The sequence below is a fragment of the uncultured Fibrella sp. genome (assembly GCF_964250085.1).
In the GTDB taxonomy this organism is placed as follows: domain Bacteria; phylum Bacteroidota; class Bacteroidia; order Cytophagales; family Spirosomataceae; genus Fibrella.
This window is the reverse complement of the sequence record NZ_CAXUEC010000012.1, coordinates 15,929-39,301: the sequence shown is the minus strand read 5'-3', so window position 1 is coordinate 39,301 and position 23,373 is coordinate 15,929. Positions and strand designations below refer to the sequence as shown.

The window sequence follows — 23,373 nt, the reverse complement described above, 5'->3', positions numbered from 1 at the left end:
AGAACGGTTTCGGCTCTTTTTTACAGCTAAAAACTACTGCCGTACCAACTCCATTTTGTAGGTGACGATAATGGGCTTGCCCGTGTTTACGTCCACCGAGTTTAGCGTACGGGAGAGCAAAAGCGTCGTAGCCGAACCCGTTGCCACCCATTGCTGCCGGCTCGCTACCGGTGTAAGTACTACATCCTGGTAGTTGATAGTGAGCGTATTATCTGCCACCGACCAGGTAGCGTTGCCGTATGATTTGGTCAGATCAGGGAACAAGACTGCTTTGTTGCAGGCAGGTACGTTGGCTGTCGTGAGCGTGCCATTGTCGCGGAACGTCAGCGTGAGGTCGGTGAAGCAGGTGTTCTTTTCGTCTCTTGCCAACTGAATATAATCGTAAGTCGCTCCATCATTGCCCGTGAATTGCGTCACTTTATACGTACCTGGGATGGTCAGCGCGGCGGTGGTGGGGTCGGTGGTAGTGGTCTGTTTGCAACTAATGGCAAGTGCGAAGCCGAACAGCAGGGTAATGAAGCGGGTGTGAAGCATGCCACAAACATAAAGCGACCTATCAACTTGTCAATCAGGCAACCAAATGGGTGCCCTATCCGCAGGTCAATAAAAAAGTAACAAACAAGCGCGTGATCGAGCAGGTTTTAGAGATAAACCGCTCAATCACCGTTTATGGAAAACACAAAAATCAGTCGCCTGGCCACGGCCGCACTAGTCATCGGCAGTATCGTAGGTACGTACTTCTTCGCGGGCCCGCGAAATAAAAAGCGTCGGACCGACGTGGTTCCCGAGTATCAGGACGAGCTGGAGACTAACCTGATTACCCCAGTTGGTGGAACATTCGCCGCTGTTTGGCCGGTGATTTACACAGGTACGTTGGGACTGGCCGTGCACCAGGCGTTACCGTCGCAGGTGAATAATCCTCGCTACGACAAAGCGGCTCCCTGGCTGGTGGTCAACTACCTGCTCAATGGCCTGTTTGGCGTTTTCTTTTCGCGGGGCGAGAAAAAGGCGCGGGTGGCGGCCAATGCAATCACCGTCACCACGTTGCCAACGGTGCTGGCCCTTCACCAGGCGTTAGGCGTTGGACAAACGCCCGATGTGTTGCAACCTGAAAAGACGTTCCATCGGGCAGCGGGTATTTACGCGGGCTGGATCACTGTCGCAACCGGCGTAGCAACGACCAACCTGCTCATCGAAGCAGGATACCGGGTGAGTCGCGAACGGGCCGTACCGTTTGCTGTTGGCTTACTTGGTGTGCTGGGTGCCATTGGCATAGCCGTTTCGAAGAAATTGAACGATCCGTATTATCTGTTGCCCTTCGTGGCTGGCTTCACTGGGGTTGCCGCTAAACAGGCTGGCCGAAACGAGGCCGTAGCGGCCGTTGCAGGTACATTGGCGCTGATCAGCGCAGGTGTATTCGTACAACGAATTCAGGAAGGGCAAGCAGCTAATGCTACTCTCCCCGAGCCAGAACAAACTCAGTTCGACGCTGCCGAAGAAGCCCGCGAAGAGATGGACCACGAGCCGTATTATATTGATCTGGATTAGCAGGGCTTTCTCGTAAAACACGGCCCTTCGAAATTACTTAACGAATAGTATCCCGGCGGCTTATTTCTGCCTGAATGTTCTTCAGTTTTTTTGAATACCCCACGCTGGCCGTTATGTTACCGAAAGAGCCAGCTATATCACAATTATAAACAGTTTTACTGGCTGATACTACTGTCAGTACGCGCCAGACAGCGACAGCGGCGGTAGTGGCCAATCTAAAAACAGCCCATTGGCGAGCACTACGCCGCCCGGCAGTGGGGGTGAACTGGGCGGCGCAGGCGGGTCTGATGGGGCCGGTTCAAATGCCAGTGGTCCGGCCAATCTCAACGACGACTTGGGCGTCGCCAACCTGGAATCATCGGCAACAGGGCAGAGCGGCCCCATCGATCCTGCTCCATTGCCTGATGAAAATACTGATGCTGCATCAGTCGGTGAGGCTGTTTCCTGATTATGAATAAGTAGCTGATAGTAAACCGATAAGGTTCTTTTCCAGACACTATCGGTTTATGTTGAAAGACGAACCATCTGCAACCGCAGCGTACCAATTGATGAGTGCACATCAGTCGGAAGTCAAACTCGATTCAGTATCGATCAAGCGATAGGTACGTTATAGGTTGAGCCTGGTTGACGTACCTGGGCGTAAATAAAAAAAAGGACTAAATAGGGATTAGCCACTTTTTGCCTGTTTAACAAGCAAAACCGCTTTCCCTATGAAGTCAACTCTGACGCTCATCAGTGCCTGTTTACTATACGTTATAACGCAGCAATCCTACGGGCAGAAAATCGGCGACTGGACTTTGTCGGCTAGTCAACTGCCTGTTTATCAATACACCGGTCGGTTGCCGTTTATGGCGAATGACCCAAACGGTAAGGACGCTAACCTGCCTGAAGACCCCTATTTTTTGCTGGGCAACTACCGCATGGGCCTGTTGACGCATGTGAGTGGCACTTACCAGTTCTTAACGGCTGAGCGAGCCTGGGCCAGACTGAATGCGTCTACACAAACTAATTACGGCTGGAACGATGCCAGTATCGTGTTTAAAAACGGTGGGTCACTCAAAAAAGTAGACCTGATCGGTATCAACTCGCTGGCTGCCGATCCGGCCGCGGCCCAGAGAATCTTTGGTGTTGGCTTTGCCCGGTATACTTATCAATTGGCCGATCAGATAACCTGCACCCGCGTTATTTCCGTCAAACCGTCCTCCAGAATCAACACGGGCAATCCGTCTTTTATCGTTACGGTTTCGCTGAAAAATACCGGTAGCAAAACCCAGGAGCTGGCCTACACTGAGCGGATGCTGGTCAACTTCGTCCTGAACGGCACGCAATACACCCAAAAGGCAAAACGCCCCTTCGCCTACAGTGCTTCGACGAGCGTTGATGCAGGTCAACAAATTGCTATTGCCGATCTGTCGTATAAACCGAATACGTTCCTGGTTGAAGCGGCTCCCATAGAGCGCTACCCTTATGATGTAGATCCGCCGTCGGTGTTTATGTATGCCAAAAAGAAGGGTGATAGCTACAGCGCGGCCGTGACAGCCACCAACGATACGCTGGGCACTACGGTTACGACTTCGCTGAAACCGGGGCAATTGGTCACGTTCAACCTGGTTATCGGGCTGACGACCGGCAATCAGTTTCGCGATGTGGAGACGCAGGTGGCCGATCTGTTTACCGGTGCGCAGCTAAACGATCCGTCGGAGGGGCTTTTTGTGCAGCAATGGAAAAGCAAACTGCCCGATTTGTCGGCGGAGAAAAACCCGGTGTTCAAGCGCGAGATGCTCTGGAACGCTCATATGGTTGAAGCGTCGGCCAAGTACAGCGCGTATTACAAAGAGACGTTCATTCCGCAGGGCACGGTCTACAGCTATTACTTTGGCGATAACATCTCGAACCGGGATCATTTACAGGCTGCCCTGGCCGCCTGCTATACCAACCCCGAGCTGGCAAAATCGTGCCTCAGGTACGTTATCAAACATTCGGAAGAAGACGGCGAAATCAAGCGGGGCAATTCGGGTTTCGGCTATAGTGCCGCGTCGATCTACAAAGAAAGCGACGAGCAGCTATTCTTCTTCTACGTTCTCTCCGAATATCTGTCGATCACGAAAGACTATCGGTTCCTCAGTGAGCAGGTAGCTTATTACCCCGCCGAAGCTGGAAAGAAAGACGCCGTACTGACGATTGTGAAAAAGTACTTCGTTTACCTGCGCGACGAAATTGGCCTGGGCCAACATGGGTTGGTGAAGATGCTGAACTCCGATTGGAGTGATAGTTTCTTCCACGATTATTCGCCCAACGTCTACAGCGGGTCTGCCGAGTCGCATCTGAACTCGGCGGTCGTGCTGGCCGTTTTTCCAAAGCTGATTGCGGAATTGACCCAATCGAAAAACGTGCAGGCGGCTCCCCTCACTACTGCCCTGGAAACCTACCGTGCTGCACTGGAGCAAAGCTACATGCGTGATCTGGGCGACCGGAAATTTTCGGCCCGGGCCTATCTCAGCCCAAAACTGAAATTTGGCGTCGATAACGTTTGTGTTGAAGCCCAGGGCTATTTATTGCAGATTCCGGGCTTGTCCACCGAGCGCAAAAAAGAGATTTACGAGTACGTGAAAAGCAAAGTGTCGACCCCCGAGAAAATTGGCATACGAACCAGAGAAAGGTCGTTATGGGGTCGTAATCCGGATGGGGAAGATGGGGGTATCTGGTTTTCGCTGGAATACCCCATGTTGTTGGGCGTAGCCACCTTCGATAAGGAAGAAGCCTGGTCGCTGCTGATGAAATTCTCCTTTCACAACTACGCGCTCCAGTACCCTAACTACTGGGTCGGCCAATGGACGGCGGCCGACGAGGTAAACTCGACCCTGTATCGAGAGGGACTGTATGCCTTCTGGGTGCCTTCGCCCGATCGCAAAAGGGCCTTTCAGGGCTACTGTTCACACCCCCACACCTGGCCGTTATTCTGCTATTTCAAGCTGAAAGAGAAGTGAATTGCTTCGCGAGTTAGGTTGCTGACGCCAGGTCCCGCAGCGGCGGACCGTTTCGCCTCTGCTCAGGGTGACAAGCCCACTCAAGCAGGTAAATGACGACCTTGAGTGGGCTATAACTTTTAGCTGGGTACGTTGGTAAGAACGCCGCGATCCTTCCTGACGTCAGGGTGACTAAATCAGGAAATAAATAGGTATGTTGCGGTAAGGACTGTAGATGAGCGAAAAGCGGGTTTGCAGCCTGCTACACTATGTCTATGGCCACTTTCTACACTCGATTCGTTGTTTATCTGCTAGCTCTCTCAGCTACCTGTTGCGCCTACGCTCAGCCCGCGCCGATTAACGACTTGTACCGCCAAACCAGCGAGGTGCATCATCTGATGACGCAGTACAACGCCGATCGGGGAAGCCTGAACCGGTTTTACGTCATTGCCAACTCGCCCGAACGGCGCGAACGGCTGCAACGCCACACCAACGAAACACTACAGCAGCTTCAGAAACTGGATTTCGATCGGCTGCCGGTCGATAGTCAGGTCGATTACCTGCTGTTTCGGCGGAGCCTGGAGGTCGACCTGCGGGAGTTGCAGACCGAAGCGGCTGAAGTGGCCAAAACGCAGGCGTGGTTCCCGTTTGCCGAGCCAATCTACGCGCTTGAGAAAGTCAGGCGGCGGGGCGCGTCGATGAACGGCGAGGTGGTGGCAACCGACTTTGCGCGTCTCAGTCGCGAGGTGGCGCAGGCATTGAAGACCATGCAGGCGTTGCCGGCGGTTGACCCGGTGCTGGCGGGGCGGGCCGAAGACACGGCCAATGGGCTGAAATCAGCGCTGAAAAGCGTGTTCGAGTTCTACAACGACTACGACCCGCTCTTTACCTGGTGGGTGCCCGAACCCTACCGGAAACTGGATGCCCAACTGACCGAGTACGCCGCCTTTTTCGGCAAGAAAGCCAAAGCCGCCCAGCCCGCCGTAGACGAAAGCGGCATTGCGGGCGTGGCCGTCGGGCGCGATGAACTGGTGCGACAGCTTCAGTTCGAGATGATCGCCTACACGCCCGAAGAACTGATCGACATTGCCAACCGTGAGTTTGCCTGGTGCGACCGCGAACTGCTTAAAGCCTCGCGCGAGATGGGTTTCGGCGACAACTGGAAAGCGGCGCAAGAGAAAGTGAAGAACAGCACGGTGCCCGTAGGCAAGCAGCCCGAGCTGATTCTCCGCCTCTACAACGAGTCGGTGGCGTTCCTGAAAGAGAAAGACCTGATCACTATTCCGCCCATTGCCGAAGAAACCTGGCGCATGACCATGATGTCGGCCGAGCGGCAGAAGATGAGCCCGTTCTTTCTGGGTGGCGAAACTATCCTGATTTCGTACCCCACGTCGGGCATGTCGCAGGACGACAAGCTGATGAGCATGCGGGGAAATAATCCGCATTTTTCGCGGGCAACGGTCCATCACGAGCTCATTGCCGGGCACCATTTGCAGGGGTTCATGAACAACCGCTACAAAACGTACCGCCGCTTCCGCACGCCGTTCTGGACCGAGGGGTGGTCGCTCTACTGGGAAATGATTCTGTGGGATATGAACTTCCCGCAGTCGCCCGAAGACCGCATCGGGATGTTGTTCTGGCGGATGCACCGTTGCGCCCGTATCATTTTCTCGCTCAACTACCACCTCGGCAAGTGGAAACCCCAGCAGTGCATCGACTTCCTGGTGGATCGCGTCGGGCACGAGCGGGCCAACGCCGAGGGCGAGGTACGTCGGTCGTTTGTGGGTGGCTACGAACCGCTCTATCAACTGGCCTACATGACGGGTGGTTTCCAGTTCTACGCCCTGAAAAAAGAGCTCGTCGACAGTGGCAGGATGACCTACAAGCAGTTTCACGACACCATCATGCAGGAAAACGCCATGCCCGTCGATATGGTCCGCGCCATTCTGACCAACCAGAAACTCACCCGCGAGTACAAATCCACGTGGCGGTTTTACGCGCCCCTAATGGCGGCGGCTGGGAAGTAGAGGCTGGGTACGTTGGTGGTGATTGGCTTGGCGAGCTAGGTTGCTTTCGCGCTGTAGGTTGCTGACGCTGGGCCCTTCGACAGGCTCAGGGTGACAAGCTCACCCAAGGTCATCATTCACCTGCTGGATGTGAATTGTCACCCTGAGCCGGTCGAAGGGCCTAGAGCAAAAAGCCTCTCCATGTAAAAGCTATTTATAGCCTGAGACCACCCACCTACACCGCTAAAAAACAAAAAAGAGCCGCTCCAAACGTACCTGGGAGCGGCTCTTAGCGTGTGGGAAACGTACCTGAATTAGCCGACTACTTTCTTGAAGCTGTCGACAAACATACCCATTTCTTCCATAGTGCCGATACTGACCCGGCAGAACGGTTGCCCGTCGATGTCGCGGGTTTGGATACCGATGCCCTGCGCCATCATCTGCTCGCTGAAGGCTTTGGTTTTCATGCGAATCGGGAACAGCATGAAGTTGGCGTACGAAGGAATAACCTCGTAACCCATCTCGGTCAGGGCTTTTACCGTAAAGTCGCGGGCTTTGGCATTTTCGGCGCGGCAATAGTCCTGCCAGGCCTGATCCTGATAACTGGCAGTACCGGCCATCAACGTAGTAATGCTCACGTCATGTTCGGCGCCGATATACTGGTGCATGGCTTCCAGCATAGCAGGTTGCGCAATGGCGTAGCCCAGGCGGAGGCCAGCGAAACCGTGAATTTTAGAGAACGTCCGGGCCTGAATGATGTTGAGCCCTTCGGCAACCAGTTTACCCAGCATAGGCCGGTCGGCAGGCGACAGGAAGTCGATGTAGGCTTCGTCGATGAAGACAGGCACTTTAGGCGCTACTGCGCGGCAAAATGCCTCAAGTTCAGCGGGCGACAGGATGGTGCCCGTTGGGTTGTTCGGGTTCACGATATACACCAACTTCACGTCGGGCGTCAGGGCGGCCTGAATAGCGGGTAAATCGAACTTGTACTCTTTGGTGAGTGGCAGCGCCTTGACTGAACCGCCAAACAGCGTCGATTTTTTGAGCAGGTCTTCGTACGTTGGGCGACACGTCAGGATGGTGCCGCCACCTTTGGCGAAGTGTTCAGCCGCCGCCAGGAGCATGTCTGACGAGCCGGGCGACATCATGATGTGTTCTGGCTTGATACCTTCTTTGTCGGCGATAAGTTTTTTCAGCGGACCGAACTCCGACCAGGCATACCGGTTTCCCGAACTAGCCGATTCGATGATCGCCTTTTTCGCACTTGGCGCAATGCCCAATGGGTTCTCATTTGCCAGCAACCGCGCCCTTAGTTTAGGGGTAGAGGGCGGCATGACCATATGCTCTTTCGTGAAGGCGTCGGCAGCCAAAGCTTGGGCTGGCTTTGCTGTTGCCTGCGAGGTAGTCCAGCGGCTTAAACCGAGCGTAGCGGTAAACAGGCTGCTGGCTTTGAGCCAGTTGCGACGTGATAAACTCATTGACTTAGTTTGTTAGGTTGTAGAAGCTGAACAGATAGACAGGAACTGATAAATAAGGTATATACTGTTGGGTATGATCAAATTTTCAAACTATAATTCTTATTTCAAATACTTATTGCAAATATTGTTTTGCTTAATTGATATAGTACAAAATATTAGTTGATATCGTCAATTTCGGTGTCTTATTGGCGATCAAAAGGGATACGGCTGGCTGGTAACGAGTTCGTTACCAGTAAGATGATTAGTGAAGCAACCAGTTTGTCAAGTCTTAAAAGGTGAGTTGTTGTCTTGTGTTGAGCTAACTGGAAATTGGTTAGCAGTAATCATGGTTCAGGGCGAAGGCATGACCGGCATAGCTTCGACCTAATCATATTCGGCTTTCATTGCGTATGTATGTGAAAAGAGCCTACTTGCACGTCTATTCACCGACCGCATTTTAGTCATTTTATGGAATCAGTAAGCGTTATTCCGTTTTCCCCTGAGCATCAGCCAGCCTTCAAACAGATCAATGTCGAATGGATCAGTGATTTATTCACGGTGGAGCCACACGATCTGGAACAGCTCGATCATCCCGAACTATATATTTTGCCCGATGGCGGAGAAATTCTGCTGGCTCAGCGCGGCGACACCATCATTGGTACAGTAGCCATCATTCGTACCGGACCTGATGAATTTGAACTGGCTAAGATGGGCATGCGGAAAGAAGCCCGTGGCCTGGGCATTGGTCGGTTACTTTGCGAAGCGGCCGTGGACTATGCCCGGAAGATGGGCGCCAAACGGGTTTGGCTTGAATCAAACAAAATGGCTACAGTAGCCGTGAAGCTGTACGAAAGCATTGGGTTTGTGCATATTCCGCTCAGAGACAGCCCGTACACCCGCGCCAACGTGCATATGGAATTACTGCTCGAACCCGTTACTCTACCGCAAACGCCAGCAGCCAGCGGGCTACAGTCGAATTCGTAAGGTTGAAAATCAGGTTAGGGAACAGCCCAATTCCCAGTGCCAGTAAGGCCAATGGAATGAGCATGAGCTGTTCGCGAGCGGTGAGGTCGGCTAATGCGTCAATGGGCGTCGGGCTTTGTGTGGTCGTCTGTGAACGTACCCAGGTAGGGCCGAAAAACATTCGTTGCAACGTCCAGAGGAAATAGGCGGCGGCCAGAATAATGCCCAGCGTTGAAACGGCGGTGATCCAGCCGGGGAGGTAGACAGATTGGTAGCTCCCCATCAGTGTGAACAGTTCGCCAATGAATCCGGGGAAGCCGGGCAGGCCCAGCGAGGCAAAAAAGGCAATGGCTGTGAGGGTGGCGTACTGTGGCATGGGCGTCATCAGGCCGCGATACGAATCGATGCGGCGGTCGTGGGTACGGTCGTAGAGTACGCCCGTCAGCAGGAATAGCATGGCCGATAAGATGCCGTGGCTTACCATCTGATAAACGGCCCCGTTGACCCCCTCGGCGGTAATAGACGCCACGCCCAGCAGCACAAAACCCATGTGCGATACCGACGAGTAGGCAATCATTTTCTTCAGGTCATACTGCGCCAGCGCATTGAGTCCGCCGTAGACGATGGTTAACGTACCCAGCCCGGCCAGCGTGGTGGCGTATTCGGCCCCGGCGTCGGGGAACAGGCCCCAGGCAACCCGGATAAAGCCGTAGCCGCCAATTTTCAGCAACACACCCGCCAGCACCACCGACACCGGTGTGGGCGCTTCTACGTGCGCATCGGGTAGCCAGGTGTGAACAGGCACGATGGGTAGCTTGATGGCAAAGCCCAGAAATACGGCCCAGAAAGCCAGCATCCGGCTGGGCATACCGCCAATCATGACTTCGCCGGTAGCGCTCAGAAACGAACCCGGCAAATAGTTACCGCCATCGGCCATATACCGCCAGTCGAACGTGTGCACGATTAGGGCGGGGTTGAGCTGGCCGGTGGCTAGCTGCGACTGAAGCAAGGCCCGAATGTCGGGCGTCAGATCGGCAGCGCTACCGATCAGGCCCGCATTGATCGCCGTGCCGACGGGGTCCATAACAGATAGGTACAGGCCGATCATCACCAGTAGAATCAATACCGAACCGGCCAGCGTATACAGAAAAAACTTGATAGATGCGTATTCGCGACGAGGCCCGCCCCAGAGCCCGATGAGGAAATACATGGGCAGGAGCATGAATTCAAAAAAGAGGAAGAACAGAAAGAAATCGAGCGCCAGAAAGCAGCCCATTATCGTTCCGGTCAGAAGCAGGTAGAGCGAGAAATAGGCTTTTGTACGTTTCGTAATGGTCCACGAAGAGACAACGCCCACCAGCATGACCACCGCCGACAGCATGACCAAGGGAAGGCTAATGCCATCAACGCCAACCAGATAATCGATAGACGCAACGCCCAGGCTACCGAGTGGCAACGTGATCCAGTCGGCTTGTTCGAGTAGCTGATAGTCGGGGTTGCTGGGTACGTACTGTAGATAAGCCAACGCACTGATTATTAGCTCAATTACCGCCACTGTAAGGGCGATCCCGCGAAATAGGGCAGGACGTTCTCCCGGCAGTAGCGCCACCACTAAAGCCCCAACAAGGGGAAGGAAAATAAGGAGCGAAAGGAGGTTCAAAATGGTGTAACGGTTGTCAAAGAATTAACCAAAGTACTAAAACGACTACGGCAATGGCTGTGGCGATGTAGGTCTGTATGCGGCCACCCTGTACAGAGCGGGTAAGCTGCCCTACGCCAATAGCTACTTTACCGGCTCCATTCACCACGCCGTCGACGCCGAAACGGTCGATAAAGCGGATAAGGTGCGCCAGCATAACGGTGCCCAGCCCAACCCCATCGACCACCCCATCGACCACGCGCTGATCGGTCCGGTTGACAAGCGAGGCCAGCCAGAGCGCCGGTCCGGTTACCAGGTGCCGGTAAAGTTCGTCGAGGTAGCCATAATGCCGGGAAGCCAGCGCCAACGGGCTGCCTATCGCCGGTTCGCGAAGGCGGAAGCCAAGCCAGCCGCCCAGCACAACCAGCAAAATCGACGCTGGAGCCAGCCACACCGGACCATCTTCAGGCAGCGATTGCCCAATTGCGGCTATTACCCAACTGTGATGAGCCGACAGCGGATTCAACGAAAACCAGAAGCCAATCGACAGAATGGTAAGTAGCCAGACCGGGCCGCGCATCAGCCAGTCGGGTTCGTGGGGAGCCATTACGCTGGCTGGTTCAGGTTGGCCAAAAAAGATCAATCGGACCTGGCGGGCCATATAAACGGCCGTTAGCCCCGATGAAAGTAACAACAGAACGGGTATAAGTTGAGCCGCCCCACCGCGTGCGTCGGCCCAGTTGAATGCCCCGCCCAGAATAGCTTCTTTGGACAGAAAACCCGATAGCAACGGAACGCCCGACAGGGCCGCTGCACAGATCAGGTACGTCAGGTACGTGTGCGGGAGGCTTTTCCGCAGGCCACCCATCTGGTGCATATCCTGGGTATGAACGGCGTGAATGACGCTGCCTGCCGCCAGGAACAGACCGGCCTTGAAGAAGGCATGCGTTAACAAATGAAAGAGCGCGCCGCCCACATTACCCGTTCCCATTGCCGCCACCATAAGCCCCAGTTGTGAGATTGTGGAGAACGCCAGCACCCGCTTGATGTCGGTTTGAAACAGGGCCGAAAAGCCGCCCCAGACAGTGGTTAACGTACCTGCCAGCGTCACCACCAGCAGCGCATCGGGCGAAAGCATGGGGTGAATCCGGGCCAGCAGAAAGATACCGGCGGCAACCATGGTGGCCGCGTGCAGCAACGCCGAAACGGGGGTTGGCCCTTCCATCGCGTCGGGCAGCCAGGTCAGTAATGGAAACTGAGCCGATTTGGCGACGCAGCCCATAAACAGGCAGATACCGGCAATAGTCGGTAGCGGAGCCGTGCCAAATTCGAATGAGCCGGTGTGCAGGTACGTCATCAGAATCCCCAGCAGAAAGGCGGCGTCGCCAATGCGGTTCATCAAAAACGCTTTTTTAGCCGCCGCCGCTGCCGCAGGCCGGTCATACCAAAAGCCGATCAGGAGCAGCGACGCCAGGCCGACCAACTCCCAGAATGCATACAGAATCACCAGGTTGCCCGCCAGAATAATACCGAGCATGGCACCGATAAAAAGCTGTAGGTAAGCAAAGTATCGTCCCTTGCGGGCGTCGTCGCGCATGTAGCTGATCGAATAAAGCTGCACCAGCAGGGCAATACCATGAACCAGTACAAGCATCAGCCTGCCAATCGGATCGAGCCGGAATTGAAGGGGAATGATCAGGTGCTGGAACTGAATCCAGTTGGTTGCCCAAACTTGGGCGACCGTCCCCGTAGAGGCGGCGTACAGGCTTATGCCTAAGCCTAGCACCGTAATGAAAACGGCCAGCCATCCCGATGCCGACCGGTTACCTGCGCTGAACAGCAGCCCGAATGCCCCAAAAGGGAGGGCCAGCAGGGCAATCAGCAGCGGAATAGGTAGACTATCGGGCACAGTGGGCAACAGGATGATTAATTGGCTGCAAATATCCGGCCCGTGGCAACGGGAAGCAAACAGAGTTATGGTTGATGTGAGTTGCGTCGGCTTTCTGAACTGTTCAGAAAGCCGACGTAGGTAAAGCCGAAGTAAAGCCTAAATCGTTCTGCCTTTTACCCGCAAACACCATACGGATTATGCGTATCACCACTATCATTCTTACTCTGCTTCTAGTCTGTGTGTTTGCCGGTATGGCCCAGCCCCGGCAGCAACCCCGCCCCGGCAGGCCAAGCTCTACTTACTGTAACCCGATGGACATTAGCTATCGGTATAATTTCGAGCAGTTGAATGAGAAGATCTCATACCGGTCCGGGGCCGATCCGGTGCTCATCAACCATAAGAAAGAGTACTATCTCTTCGTGACCATTCAGGGCGGGTGGTGGCATTCCAAAGACCTGATCAACTGGGAGTACATTGTGCCCGACAAGTGGCCGATGGAAGACATGTGTGCGCCGGCGGCACTGTCGGTGCGCGACACGCTGTATCTGTTCCAGAGCACGTTCGAGCAACGACCCATCTTCTATTCGACGGAGCCGGAAAAAGGGAAACTAAAATTCCTGAATCGCTGGATGCCCCGCCTGCCGAAGGATATCGGCCCCTGGGACCCCGCGCTTTTCCACGACGACGATACCGACAAGTGGTACATGTATTGGGGATCGTCGAATGTGTATCCGATTTTCGGGGCCGAACTCGATAAAAGCCGCAACCTGACCTATGCGGGCACCAATCCGGCGGAGGCGTACAAGGCGATGTTCTGGCTCGACCCGTATAAGCATGGCTGGGAGCGTTTCGGCCCGAACCATTCCGACCCGTTCAAGCCATTTACGGAAGGAGCCTGGATGACCAAAGACAAGGGCACCTATTACCTGCAATATGGTGCGCCGGGTACCGAATACAACGTGTATGGCAACGGTACCTACGTTGGCAAAAGTCCGCTGGGGCCGTGGGAGTATGCGCCCTACAACCCGGTAGCCTACAAACCGGGTGGTTTTGCCACAGGCTGCGGGCATGGGAATACGTTCCAGGATAATTTCGGCAACTACTGGAATACCGGCACCACCTGGATTGGCTACAACTGGGGTATGGAACGCCGCATTGTGATGAATCCGGCAGGCTTCGACAAAGACGGACAGATGAACGCCAACACCCGCTTTGGCGATTATCCCCACTTTCTGCCGACAAGGCTGCTGCAACATCGGGACGAGCTATTTACAGGCTGGATGCTGCTCAACTATAAAAAACCCGTCATCGCCTCATCAACGCTGGCCACCGCCCCAACCGACACCGTTACCGCCGACCGGGTAGCCGATGAAAATCCGCGCACGTTCTGGGTGGCCGCACAAAACAGACCCGGTGAAACACTCACCACCGATCTGGGCGCTGAACGAGATATCCGGGCGGTGCAGGTCGACTATATCGATTACAAACAAACCATCTTCGACTCCGACTCGACGGTGTATACCCAGTTCAAAATCCTGACGTCTGTCGACGGAAAGAAATTTGACCTGGTTGCCGATCTGACGAAGGAGCCTAAAAAAGACCATGCCTGCGCCTACGTGGAGCTACCCGTTCGGGCCGATGGCAAGCCTGTGCGTGCCAGGTACGTTCGCTACGAGCATGTGTACGTGGCTGGGCCTACGTTGGCCATCAACGCGTTTCGGGTGTTTGGCAACGGCGCTGGTAACGTACCTGCCACGCCAACCATGACCGCAGTGCGGCAGAACGACCAGCGTAATGCCGACTTAAGCTGGAGTAGCCCCGCTATGGCAGGGCAAGCTGTAGCTGGGCGGTCTGGTGAGCCGGCAACGGGGTATAACATTCGGTGGGGAATTGCGCCCGACAAGCTCTATCAGACCTATCAGTTCTGGGCCGATCAGCCAAACAAGTTTGAGCTGCGTGCGCTCAATGTGGGCGTGCCGTATTACTTTGCCATCGAAGCCTTCAACGAAAACGGCGTATCTGCGCTCAGTAATGTAGTGAGCGTGAAATAGGCTTTCTGTGGTATCCCGACGCAGGAAAGAGCAACCGGTAAAAACGGCTAACTGGATAATGAGCAATGACCTATACCTTTCGCAACGACACACCCGACGAGTTTCTACGCATTGTCCAGGAGGTGGGCCAGTGGCTGATCGACAGTGGGCAGATGATGTGGGGGCCAGGTACGTTAACGGCCGATAACCTCATCGACGACTACACGCGCAACAATTGCTACGTGATGTATGCCGACGGTGAGCCCGCGTCGACGTTTATTCTGCAATGGGAAGACCCGCTTTATTATCCCGAAGTGCCCGCCAATACCGTAGGTTTGATTCATAAAGTGGCTATTCGGCGGTCATTTGCAGGGCAGAATCTGTTTCAGCCCATGCTCGATTTCTGCAAAAGAGAATGCCTGAAACGGGGTATCCACGACATTCAACTGGAAACAGACGCTACCCGCCCGGCGCTCATGCGCTTCTACGAGCGAAACGGATTTTTGCCAACCTACCAGAAAACAATCGAGGAGTTCGGGCAATCGTTTCTGTGCCAGTACTACGAATTAAGATTCTGACTGATAGGTGATTGTAGAACTGGAGGTTGACCGGCCGGTTCCTGATGGGTCCCCTGCACGATGATCCGGGTTTGAGGCAAACTTTCGGGGTATTCGTCGCGCAGGAAAGCGATGATGGCTTCGCGAAGGTGGCAGCGCAGGTCAAAAGCCGAAGGCGCATCGTTGGCCGATACCAGAATGCGGACGGCAATGCTGGTGGGCATGGTATCGGTCACTTGTACCACAAAAACCTGCTGGTTCCAGAGCGGGTCTGCTTCGGCCAGGGCTTTAGCTTTGGTGCGGATGGCGTCGATGGGGGCGTTATAGTCGAGGTACAACAAGATAGCGCCTGTGATGGTGGCGTCGGAACGGGTCCAGTTCTGGAAAGGCGTTTCCACAAAATAGGTGATGGGCAGAATCAATCGTCGCCGGTCCCAGAGCCGCACCACCACGTTGGTCAGGTTGATTTCTTCGATCCGGCCCCATTCGTTTTCAACCACAACGGCATCGTCGAGGCGGATTTGCTGCGAAAAGGCGATTTGAATTCCCGCCAGCAGATTGCCCAGTGATTTCTGCGCCGCAAAACCGACCAGTACCGACACGATACCCGCCGACGTGAGCACGCTAACCCCCACTTTGCGGCTTCCCTGAAAACTAAGCAGTACCAACGAAAAACTGATCAGCAGGATCAGCGTCGACAGCAGGCGGCGGAAAAACTGCACCTGCGTCACAAATTTCCGACCCGACAGGTTGGCGTCGCTGCTGATGTCGTAACTACGAACAAGCAATAGCTCGCCGACCTTCAACAGGCGCAGGGCCAGCCAGGTACTGCTCAGCAGAAAAAGAACTTCGGCCGATTTGTCGGCTATCGGATGCCGTCTGATAAACCGTTCGCTTTGAATGTTGGTCCCGATCAGGAAGAACAGCGAAGGAAGCCAAAAGTAGAAGGCTATGCGCAGGTACGTTCGTAACAACGACAAAGCGGGTTCGTAGTGCTTCCGCAGAAGGAGTCGGGTAATCTGTACCAGGAAAAACGTGATCGCTACACCAGCGATCACGGAAATGATCAATAAAATCCAGCCCGACAGGTCACGGTTGGGTACGTAGCCAAACCAACGGACGAGGGCGCGAATCCAGGAATCGAGTTGCTGCTGCATGGGGCAAAAGTAGCCGCTATTCTAACGGAAAATAGCAGTTCCCCGTTTTCTGAGTGTTTGACCCAATCCGCAACCTGGACCAGGCGTCCCCGACTCAAGTCCGGGTTACCGGGGCCAGAACGTGTCTTCCTGCTGAATATCGGCCGAGAAGATAGTGACCTCGGTGATCTGCCCATTCCTGACCGTATATGTATCGATGTTATCGACTGATAAGCGCCCGCCTGCTTCCTGCACGGCCTGCCAATGCACCACACAGGCCACCTGATTGCCGTTTACCGCTACTCGATCGAAGCTCTTGAGCGTCAATGTGTTGGCGGTATGTTGAAACATGCCTCCGATCATCTGGACAAGCTCATCGCGCGAGTGTTTATGACCAGCAAACTGGTGATTGCCGGGCTGGTGCCAGCTTACTTGCGGGTGTAAAAGAGGAATCGCTTTGTCTAACTGACCCTGTTGTACTGCTGTTAAAAAATCGCGGACGATCTGTTCGGGTTGCTGTTGCATAACCGGTTTGTTTGGTGAAAATTGGTGAAACGAATAACCTCGCTGGCCCGTCGGATAAGCCGGGTTAGAGCCTTGACTGAGCAGCGAAGCGATGAGGAATAAGCCAACTGTGTTCATCGTTTTTTTTTGACAAACCTACGGCTGGCCGGCAGGGGGCTACTTACCCGTACCCGCCAACTGATTACCACTTTGCGCCACCAGTTGACTGGCCCGTTTTTGATTGAGTATGTTTGCGTTATGCAGGATCCACAACGACTACTGGTACTCGCACTGCTCGACTATGTTGACCGGAAAAATGCCTCTGCCAGCCAGCTATGCGACCTCATTGGTCTTGAGCAGAACCGGTTGAAACAGCATGATCTGCTGGGATTGACGGCTAAACAAACCGACGACCTGTGGGTAAATGCCGCCCAGTTGACGCACGACCCGTTGTTTGGTCTGCACTTTGGCGAGTCGATGCAATTGACGGCGCTGGGTGTAGTGGGTGGGCTCATACAAACCAGCCGAACCATTGGCGAAGCCCTGACTCAGGCCGCTGCGTTTGCCAGTCTGATAACCGACATGGTCGGAATGACCAGCAGGCGCACCAGCGATCGGATCATCGTTGATTTTCAGCCAAACGAAGCCCGTCGAGAGTTGGCTCCGGCGGCGTTTCGGCACCAGATGGATATGTTCATGGCGTTTACCATTCGTGAAATAGACGGCCTGGTGCTGCGCCGTGTGTCGCCCAGTCAGGTAACTTACCCGGCAGACCCGGCGTATCAGGCGGAATATGAACGGGTATTGCGCGGCCCGATTCGGCAGTCGGTTGGTGATTGTAACTACCAACTTGTCCTCGACGGTTCTTACTGGGATGAGCCGATCATCACGGCCAACTATGACATGCAACGGCTATGGCTGAAACAGGCAACAGAACGTACCCAGGCCATTCGTGACGCCAAAACAATGAGCGTACGGATCCGCCAGCAACTGCTGGCTACGGCGTATCTGGGTATACCTTCGCTGGATGATGTCGCTGCCAACCTGAATGTGAGTTCGCGGAGTCTGCAACGAAAACTACAGGAAGAAGGCGTTACCTACCAGCAACTGGCCGATTCGATCAGAAAATCACTGGCTATCCACTACCTCGACACGAGAAAATACTCCATCAAGGAGATCGCTTACCTATTAGGATACAATGAGTTAAGTGCATTTACGCGCGCTTTCAAGCGATGGACAGGAGCGTCGCCTATCCACTACCGGCCCTAAGTGCCTCGCCGTATTCCAGAGTTAGTTGGGTCTGATTGAGGTATACATCGCAGGGAATTTGCTAGATTGCAACTATACTAGCTTTTCGTTAATTTTCAGAAAGTCAGCCGCAATGAACACGACTATACCCACTGAATATACCGTCAATCTTCCCTGGACGGAGTCGCCTTTTTTTGAGGCTGATTTTAGTAAAGCAAACCTTGACGAGGCTACGGCCAGTCAGGTGCGCCATTTTGCTGAACAGGGCTATCTGATTTTTGACCCGCAAATTCCGATGTCGGTCATTGATGAAGCCCGCGAGCAGGCCGAACCCCTGATCCCATCGACGCATGCCAACTCCCGAATACAGGATGCCTGGAAAACAGTGTCGGCGGTGCAGAAAATTGCGGCTGCCCCCCGTATTATGGATATACTTCGCGTGCTCTACCGGCGCGAGCCCATTCCCTTTCAGACGCTGAATTTTGCGGTGGGCACCCAGCAACGTACCCACAGTGATTCTATCCATTTCAACTCTATTCCGCAGCGGTTTATGTGCGGGGTGTGGGTAGCTCTGGAAGATGTACGTAATGATAATGGTCCGTTACATTACTTCCCGGGTAGCCATAAACTGCCCTTTTATGACCTTGTGGATATGGGTATGAAAGGCACCGTGGCTAAAACGACCGAAGAGGTATACGGTAAACTATACCCACGTTACGAAGATTTTATTGCCGCGATGATCGAGGCGAACGGGTTGAAAAAGACAGTTTTGAACATGAAGAAAGGGCAGGCGCTTATCTGGTCGGCCAATTTGCTACATGGCGGCGAGCCGATTCAAACGCCGGGTTCAACGCGGCATAGTCAGGTGACCCACTATTACTTCAAAGACTGCATTTATTACACGCCGCTCCGGTCCGATTCGGTGCCGGATCGGCTTTATATCCGGCAAATTACCAACATCGCCAACGGGGAGGTGATCAAGAATAAGTACTTCGATGAAGAACTGAGCCAGACAAACGAAGGCTATTCGTCGCGGATGAACATCCCGCCGATTTTGCTGCGAATAGGGGGGCTCATTCCTGCTTCTCTACGGGCTAAACTGAAGAAGTTTCGAGGATAATACTGGCCGATAGCCCAGCCGTTGGTGGCCAAATGCCGGTTACTTATTCAGTGGTTCAGGCATTTTGCTGTTACATACGTTACTACAAAAGGCGGCTCGTCAACATGACGGGCCGCTTTTGTATCCAACGTTACGCTGTCAGCATGTTTAAAAACCCACGGCTGGGACTTATCTATTCCATCACGCTCATCGACGGTATTGTGGCCGGGGGCCTGGGGCCATTGTTCAACAAATACACACAGGCAATGCCCGCCAAGCAGGTTTGGGTAATGGCAGGGTCGGCACTTCTTTTAGGATTACAGTTAGTAGTGGCACCCGTGCTAGGTACGTTATCCGATAAAATTGGCCGTCGCCCTGTGCTGATAGGTACGTCTATTGGGTCGCTGCTGGCGTCGCTACTATTGTTTCCGGTGAATGTATGGGCTTATCTGGGCAACCGGGCCGTTGAAGGAACAACCAATGGTATGGCTTCGGTGTTACGCTCGGCGGTGGTCGATACGGCCGAAGATCATGACGTTACCCAGCAGACCAGTATTCAGGGCAACATCACAGCCCTGGGTGCCATATTTGGCCCAGCCGTGGGTGGTTTGCTCATTATTGCCCTCCCTCAGGCCCGCTTCGATCCCATTCCACTTGTGATCATGGGCATTATACTGGCGGTGCTCAATATCATTCTGACGTTCATTTTCAAGGAAACGAACCAGAAAGAGAAGCAGCCGGTCGACGTACAGGAGTTGAAAAATAAGTCGATCAACGCCTTAAAAATAAAGACGTTATGGAGCCAATTGGATGAGGTCGACAAGAAGTTGAAGGGCTTTAAAGCCTTGTATATTCTACAATTACTTTCATTGCTGGCACTGGGTTACTACAACTATTTCATCGCCTATCTGATTGTGGGAGATCTGGGGCTTACACCTCATCAGGCTGCTTACTTCTTTATTTATTACGGCTTTATTACGGTGGTGGCCAACCTGATCTTTTTTCAATTGATTGCCAAACGTATCAACCAGAAAAAGATGCTGGTTGTGGTGGCCATTTCGGGCATTGGCGTTATGGCTCTTTACGCCTTTGCAGGTAGCAGTGTCTCCATGCTCTACATAGCTGGTGCCGCCGATTCGCTGACGACCGGTTTGTTGGCGGGCCTTATTGCGGGTATCACCTCGCAATTGGCCGCAAAAGGTGAAGGGCAGGGGAGTGTATTCGGCGATACACAGGCGCTGGGTGGCGTGGCTAGTTTTATGGCCGCAGTGGCCACTACATTACTCACCGCGATCGATTCAAAAGCGCCCTTTGCTTTCTATGCGTTGGCACTGGCGGTGCTGGCCTACCGGGCGGCTACGCTCCCGGAAGAGTCCGCGAAAGAAACCGAGGCTGCCAATCAAAAATAAGAAGCGTGGTTGTTACGGCTTATGGGTTATTTATTCCTTACGATTAACTTCCCGCATGTTTAAAGACCGCCACCTGCTACACATCTATACCATTATCTTTATTGATGTTGTAGTAGGGTCTATTATTGGGCCGGTGTTGCCTCAGTTTGTGCGGGGGCATCAGCAACCGCAGCTCTGGCTGGCGCTGGGTACGTCGCTTTTCCTGGGCGTGCAACTTATCTCCGCCCCGTTGCTCGGAAAGCTCTCCGACGGCTACGGACGGAAACCAATCTTCCGGCTGTCGTCGGTAGGTACGTTCATCGCCGACTGTATGCTACTACCAGTGCGGATGGGCTGGCAGTTGGCTAATCGGTTCAGCGACGGGCTGACCAATGGCCTATATGCCACCGTCCGTTCGGCCATCACGGACATTTCGCCCAAAGAAGCGCTGTTTCGTAATCTGGGCATCGAAGGGGCCATCATCTCGCTCGGCTTTGTGATTGGTCCGGCCATTGCGGGTCTGCTGATTACCACCCTCGATTTGACCAACCCTGTTGAGCAGGCCAGGTACGTTGTTGCTATGGCGGTGGGGCTGTCGGCCCTGAATGTATTGCTTAGTTTTCTGCTGCGCGAAACGCATGCAAACGCTGGTGGCGTCTCGCGCGGGGAATTAAAGACCGAGCTGGTGCGGTCGCTCAATGTGGGGAGTATGCTGGCGCGACTTAGGCAGAAAGACCATGAACATCCGGGGTTGCTGCAACTCGTGCTCATGCAGGTAGCCCTGACCGGTGCGGTTGGCTACTACAACTATTTTGTGGCCTACGCCAGTCTCGGGGAATTGAAGATGGATGCCAAAGACATTTCGTACTTTTTCATGTACTTCGGCGGCCTGAGCGTGGCCATCAGCTACGGCTTCTACGGATTTATGGCCGATCGGATCAATCAGCGGCGGGCTATCTTTTGGTTCGCGCTCGTGGGGGTGCCCGTGCTGGCCTCCTACGGGCTGGTGGGTACGTCGAAGCTTTGGCTGTATATCATCATCACCATTGACTGCCTCACGTATTCACTCATTCAGGGATTGATTGAGGGCTTGATGGCGCAAAAAACAACCGATATTGACCGTGGCGAAATCTTCGGCCTGAATCAGGCCATGCAAGGGCTGGCCAGTTTTGGCACTACGCTTGTTTTCGGCCTTCTTTCTATCATTGACCTTCGGTTGCCTTTCGCCTGGTTTGGAGCTTGCCTGGCCGTGGTTGCCTGGATGGCCCGGAAGTAATGTCCTTCATTCTGTTTATACACTACTATAAGCGGTGCACAACACCTACAGGGGCTGGTGGTGAAAGCGAGTTAAGCCAAATTCAGGTGCGTGACAACCTTTACACCCTCTGCTCGTTGGGCTGTTCACTGGCTTAACCGAGTGCTTCCTGTCAGCGGGGACACTGCCCACGCGGAGCGGACAAAAACGCACGTTCTGAACCTTTTCAAAGCCGTTCTAACTCACAAATACGCGCTGTCAGTCGAGATCTGCCAAATGACATATTATTTGTGTAATTGTTGCTCAATAGCAGCTAATTCAAGTTGCGCTGATTTCTTTTTTCTTGCCGATGAAGTAAGAAGAAAACTGCCTCCAAGAGATAAAAAGATTCCGATAAGTGAATTATTAGATTTTGGCAGAGTCTCAACACGCCAAGTAACAGCTACGTGATAGACAAGAAATAATATAGAAAAGCCTATCATAATTGCTCCCACAATAACTCCCATCAAATATTGATCAATCTTTTTTTTGAGGTTTCTTCTCACATTTTCAAGAGCTAAATTCTCTTCTGGTAACTCTTCATGGTGTAGCATTTTCATTGAATTATTGGTTTGTCATTTTACATAAACTCTGCCTTTTAGTCGAACCCTGTCTATCGAGCCTTGTCAAAATCTGACTGTAGTGGCGTTCGTCTTGTCGCTCGAACTCTGTAAATAGAAGTTTAAACTTACCTGTCACCGGGTTGCACATTGTCACCCGGACGCTGGAATGTCGGCCACAATTGACTCTTCACCCAACACCTACAGGGGCTGGTGGTGAAAGCGAGTTAAGCCAAGTTCAGGTGCGTGACAACCTTTACACCCTCTGCTCGTTGGGCTGTTCACTGGCTTAACCAAGTGCTTCCTGTCAGCGGGGACCCACCCAAGCAGATCTAACTAACAATGCACACACACAGCCCAACCAGCCGCGAGAGCCTTTGCTGATTGGGCTGAAGATCTCTCCTAACCGGCGAACGTACTCTCAGCGGAAGCCTGCTTACGCGAAGCTGAACGCGACGTTAATTGATTAAATCGAGACAGACCTATACCGCGAGCTTAATGTCGCAGATATTCTGACTATTGCATATGCCAGAATATCTCATAGTTCCAGCCTTGTTTAAAAGTATATTTTTGTGCGCCATCAGCTGATGCAAAAAAAGAGCCACCCGACTGGTCTTCAGCCTTGCTACAAACATCTGCTTCGTCATCGTCCAGATAACATGTAAAAGTAATTTTGTCTTTTTCTTTTATACCAGTTAAAGACTTATTCAACTCTATTGTTATACCATCTCCTTCATATTCTTTATCAGGCTCATGAAACAAAGTTTGTTGCTCCTTTTTCCCAGAAAAAGTCATGCACATTAGCCACGTACCAGATTGGGGGGTTTGTGAAACAACAATCTTATCAATTACGAGAACCGAAAGAGTAGCCAGTTCGGAAGTTGTCGGAATCTTTACACCATCGTTAGCCGTGATGGGCGTTTTGTTGTTAGGAACAACCCCTGTTCTTTTTAGTAAAAAATAGCCAAGTATGAGTCCAAGAACTATAGCAATAATACGTACTACATTTTTCGTTTCCATGTTTTTAGGGAGTTCAAAAATTAATTTTTCATACTAAAATTTGTACCGAGCCTTATAGAGCCTGACC

At 53.2% G+C, this 23,373-nt stretch carries 19 protein-coding genes; 11 read left to right on the top strand and 8 right to left on the bottom strand.

Features of this window, described 5'->3' with window-relative positions:
• Positions 1 to 33: 33 nt before the first annotated feature.
• On the bottom strand, positions 34 to 534 hold the full coding sequence (locus ACFE8Q_RS26840) for a lipocalin family protein (RefSeq protein ID WP_375448539.1): 501 nt from the start codon (positions 532 to 534) through the stop codon (positions 34 to 36).
• 135 nt (positions 535 to 669) lie between these two features.
• On the opposite strand from ACFE8Q_RS26840, the gene ACFE8Q_RS26835 reads away from it, so the two are divergent.
• The 4 genes from ACFE8Q_RS26835 to ACFE8Q_RS26820 all read left to right on the top strand — a co-directional run bounded on the left by ACFE8Q_RS26835 (position 670) and on the right by ACFE8Q_RS26820 (position 6,541).
• Complete coding sequence (locus tag ACFE8Q_RS26835; RefSeq protein WP_375448538.1) at positions 670 to 1,548, top strand: tryptophan-rich sensory protein; 879 nt, start codon at positions 670 to 672, stop codon at positions 1,546 to 1,548.
• 229 nt (positions 1,549 to 1,777) lie between these two features.
• Positions 1,778 to 1,996: a hypothetical protein gene (locus tag ACFE8Q_RS26830; RefSeq protein ID WP_375448537.1), complete on the top strand. Its 219-nt coding sequence runs from the start codon at positions 1,778 to 1,780 to the stop codon at positions 1,994 to 1,996.
• 262 nt (positions 1,997 to 2,258) lie between these two features.
• Positions 2,259 to 4,535: a GH36-type glycosyl hydrolase domain-containing protein gene (locus ACFE8Q_RS26825; RefSeq protein ID WP_375448536.1), complete on the top strand. Its 2,277-nt coding sequence runs from the start codon at positions 2,259 to 2,261 to the stop codon at positions 4,533 to 4,535.
• Between the two features lie 254 nt (positions 4,536 to 4,789).
• Positions 4,790 to 6,541, top strand: coding sequence for a DUF885 family protein (locus ACFE8Q_RS26820; protein ID WP_375448535.1), 1,752 nt, complete (start codon positions 4,790 to 4,792; stop codon positions 6,539 to 6,541).
• Between the two features lie 293 nt (positions 6,542 to 6,834).
• Here the strand turns inward: ACFE8Q_RS26820 and ACFE8Q_RS26815 are convergent, their stop codons facing one another.
• Positions 6,835 to 7,998: a pyridoxal phosphate-dependent aminotransferase gene (locus tag ACFE8Q_RS26815; RefSeq protein WP_375448534.1), complete on the bottom strand. Its 1,164-nt coding sequence runs from the start codon at positions 7,996 to 7,998 to the stop codon at positions 6,835 to 6,837.
• 447 nt (positions 7,999 to 8,445) lie between these two features.
• Here ACFE8Q_RS26815 and ACFE8Q_RS26810 point away from each other — a divergent pair, with 447 nt between their 5' ends.
• Positions 8,446 to 8,961: a GNAT family N-acetyltransferase gene (locus tag ACFE8Q_RS26810; protein WP_375448533.1), complete on the top strand. Its 516-nt coding sequence runs from the start codon at positions 8,446 to 8,448 to the stop codon at positions 8,959 to 8,961.
• Here ACFE8Q_RS26810 and ACFE8Q_RS26805 read toward each other — a convergent pair.
• Entirely contained in the window at positions 8,912 to 10,603 is a 1,692-nt protein-coding gene (locus ACFE8Q_RS26805) for a NuoM family protein (protein ID WP_375448583.1), read from the bottom strand. The two genes, ACFE8Q_RS26810 and ACFE8Q_RS26805, sit on opposite strands and share 50 nt — an antisense overlap.
• A gap of 13 nt (positions 10,604 to 10,616) precedes the next feature.
• Positions 10,617 to 12,497, bottom strand: coding sequence for an NADH-quinone oxidoreductase subunit L (locus ACFE8Q_RS26800; protein ID WP_375448532.1), 1,881 nt, complete (start codon positions 12,495 to 12,497; stop codon positions 10,617 to 10,619).
• Between the two features lie 170 nt (positions 12,498 to 12,667).
• Here ACFE8Q_RS26800 and ACFE8Q_RS26795 point away from each other — a divergent pair, with 170 nt between their 5' ends.
• A complete protein-coding gene (locus ACFE8Q_RS26795; protein ID WP_375448531.1) occupies positions 12,668 to 14,521 on the top strand; it encodes a family 43 glycosylhydrolase in 1,854 nt (617 codons plus the stop codon).
• 65 nt (positions 14,522 to 14,586) lie between these two features.
• On the top strand, positions 14,587 to 15,078 hold the full coding sequence (locus tag ACFE8Q_RS26790) for a GNAT family N-acetyltransferase (RefSeq protein WP_375448530.1): 492 nt from the start codon (positions 14,587 to 14,589) through the stop codon (positions 15,076 to 15,078).
• Here ACFE8Q_RS26790 and ACFE8Q_RS26785 read toward each other — a convergent pair.
• Together ACFE8Q_RS26785 and ACFE8Q_RS26780 are read right to left on the bottom strand one after the other, a co-directional pair.
• Complete coding sequence (locus tag ACFE8Q_RS26785; protein ID WP_375448529.1) at positions 15,060 to 16,214, bottom strand: mechanosensitive ion channel family protein; 1,155 nt, start codon at positions 16,212 to 16,214, stop codon at positions 15,060 to 15,062. The two genes, ACFE8Q_RS26790 and ACFE8Q_RS26785, sit on opposite strands and share 19 nt — an antisense overlap.
• Positions 16,215 to 16,319: 105 nt before the next feature.
• Positions 16,320 to 16,835, bottom strand: coding sequence for a nuclear transport factor 2 family protein (locus tag ACFE8Q_RS26780; protein WP_375448528.1), 516 nt, complete (start codon positions 16,833 to 16,835; stop codon positions 16,320 to 16,322).
• Positions 16,836 to 16,955: 120 nt separating this feature from the next.
• Between ACFE8Q_RS26780 and ACFE8Q_RS26775 the strand changes: the two genes are divergently transcribed.
• The 4 genes from ACFE8Q_RS26775 (at position 16,956) to ACFE8Q_RS26760 (ending at position 21,708) form a co-directional block, all read left to right on the top strand.
• On the top strand, positions 16,956 to 17,966 hold the full coding sequence (locus tag ACFE8Q_RS26775) for an AraC family transcriptional regulator ligand-binding domain-containing protein (protein WP_375448527.1): 1,011 nt from the start codon (positions 16,956 to 16,958) through the stop codon (positions 17,964 to 17,966).
• Positions 17,967 to 18,078: 112 nt separating this feature from the next.
• Entirely contained in the window at positions 18,079 to 19,065 is a 987-nt protein-coding gene (locus ACFE8Q_RS26770; protein ID WP_375448526.1) for a phytanoyl-CoA dioxygenase family protein, read from the top strand.
• 143 nt (positions 19,066 to 19,208) lie between these two features.
• Entirely contained in the window at positions 19,209 to 20,453 is a 1,245-nt protein-coding gene (locus ACFE8Q_RS26765; RefSeq protein WP_375448525.1) for an MFS transporter, read from the top strand.
• Between the two features lie 55 nt (positions 20,454 to 20,508).
• On the top strand, positions 20,509 to 21,708 hold the full coding sequence (locus ACFE8Q_RS26760) for an MFS transporter (protein ID WP_375448524.1): 1,200 nt from the start codon (positions 20,509 to 20,511) through the stop codon (positions 21,706 to 21,708).
• A gap of 263 nt (positions 21,709 to 21,971) precedes the next feature.
• Here ACFE8Q_RS26760 and ACFE8Q_RS26755 read toward each other — a convergent pair whose 3' ends face one another.
• Positions 21,972 to 22,286: a hypothetical protein gene (locus ACFE8Q_RS26755; RefSeq protein WP_375448523.1), complete on the bottom strand. Its 315-nt coding sequence runs from the start codon at positions 22,284 to 22,286 to the stop codon at positions 21,972 to 21,974.
• Between the two features lie 516 nt (positions 22,287 to 22,802).
• On the bottom strand, positions 22,803 to 23,306 hold the full coding sequence (locus ACFE8Q_RS26750; RefSeq protein ID WP_375448522.1) for a hypothetical protein: 504 nt from the start codon (positions 23,304 to 23,306) through the stop codon (positions 22,803 to 22,805).
• Positions 23,307 to 23,373: the final 67 nt, after the last annotated feature.

Excerpts from the sequence above, each read along its gene's own strand:
- ACFE8Q_RS26840 (WP_375448539.1), bottom strand. The coding sequence starts at position 534 with ATGCTTCACACCCGCTTCATTACCCTGCTGTTCGGCTTCGCACTTGCC.
- ACFE8Q_RS26835 (WP_375448538.1), top strand. The coding sequence starts at position 670 with ATGGAAAACACAAAAATCAGTCGCCTGGCCACGGCCGCACTAGTCATC.
- ACFE8Q_RS26825 (WP_375448536.1), top strand. The coding sequence starts at position 2,259 with ATGAAGTCAACTCTGACGCTCATCAGTGCCTGTTTACTATACGTTATA.
- ACFE8Q_RS26820 (WP_375448535.1), top strand. The coding sequence starts at position 4,790 with ATGGCCACTTTCTACACTCGATTCGTTGTTTATCTGCTAGCTCTCTCA.
- ACFE8Q_RS26815 (WP_375448534.1), bottom strand. The coding sequence starts at position 7,998 with ATGAGTTTATCACGTCGCAACTGGCTCAAAGCCAGCAGCCTGTTTACC.
- ACFE8Q_RS26810 (WP_375448533.1), top strand. The coding sequence starts at position 8,446 with ATGGAATCAGTAAGCGTTATTCCGTTTTCCCCTGAGCATCAGCCAGCC.
- ACFE8Q_RS26795 (WP_375448531.1), top strand. The coding sequence starts at position 12,668 with ATGCGTATCACCACTATCATTCTTACTCTGCTTCTAGTCTGTGTGTTT.
- ACFE8Q_RS26790 (WP_375448530.1), top strand. The coding sequence starts at position 14,587 with ATGACCTATACCTTTCGCAACGACACACCCGACGAGTTTCTACGCATT.
- ACFE8Q_RS26785 (WP_375448529.1), bottom strand. The coding sequence starts at position 16,214 with ATGCAGCAGCAACTCGATTCCTGGATTCGCGCCCTCGTCCGTTGGTTT.
- ACFE8Q_RS26780 (WP_375448528.1), bottom strand. The coding sequence starts at position 16,835 with ATGAACACAGTTGGCTTATTCCTCATCGCTTCGCTGCTCAGTCAAGGC.
- ACFE8Q_RS26775 (WP_375448527.1), top strand. The coding sequence starts at position 16,956 with ATGCAGGATCCACAACGACTACTGGTACTCGCACTGCTCGACTATGTT.
- ACFE8Q_RS26770 (WP_375448526.1), top strand. The coding sequence starts at position 18,079 with ATGAACACGACTATACCCACTGAATATACCGTCAATCTTCCCTGGACG.
- ACFE8Q_RS26765 (WP_375448525.1), top strand. The coding sequence starts at position 19,209 with ATGTTTAAAAACCCACGGCTGGGACTTATCTATTCCATCACGCTCATC.
- ACFE8Q_RS26760 (WP_375448524.1), top strand. The coding sequence starts at position 20,509 with ATGTTTAAAGACCGCCACCTGCTACACATCTATACCATTATCTTTATT.
- ACFE8Q_RS26755 (WP_375448523.1), bottom strand. The coding sequence starts at position 22,286 with ATGAAAATGCTACACCATGAAGAGTTACCAGAAGAGAATTTAGCTCTT.
- ACFE8Q_RS26750 (WP_375448522.1), bottom strand. The coding sequence starts at position 23,306 with ATGGAAACGAAAAATGTAGTACGTATTATTGCTATAGTTCTTGGACTC.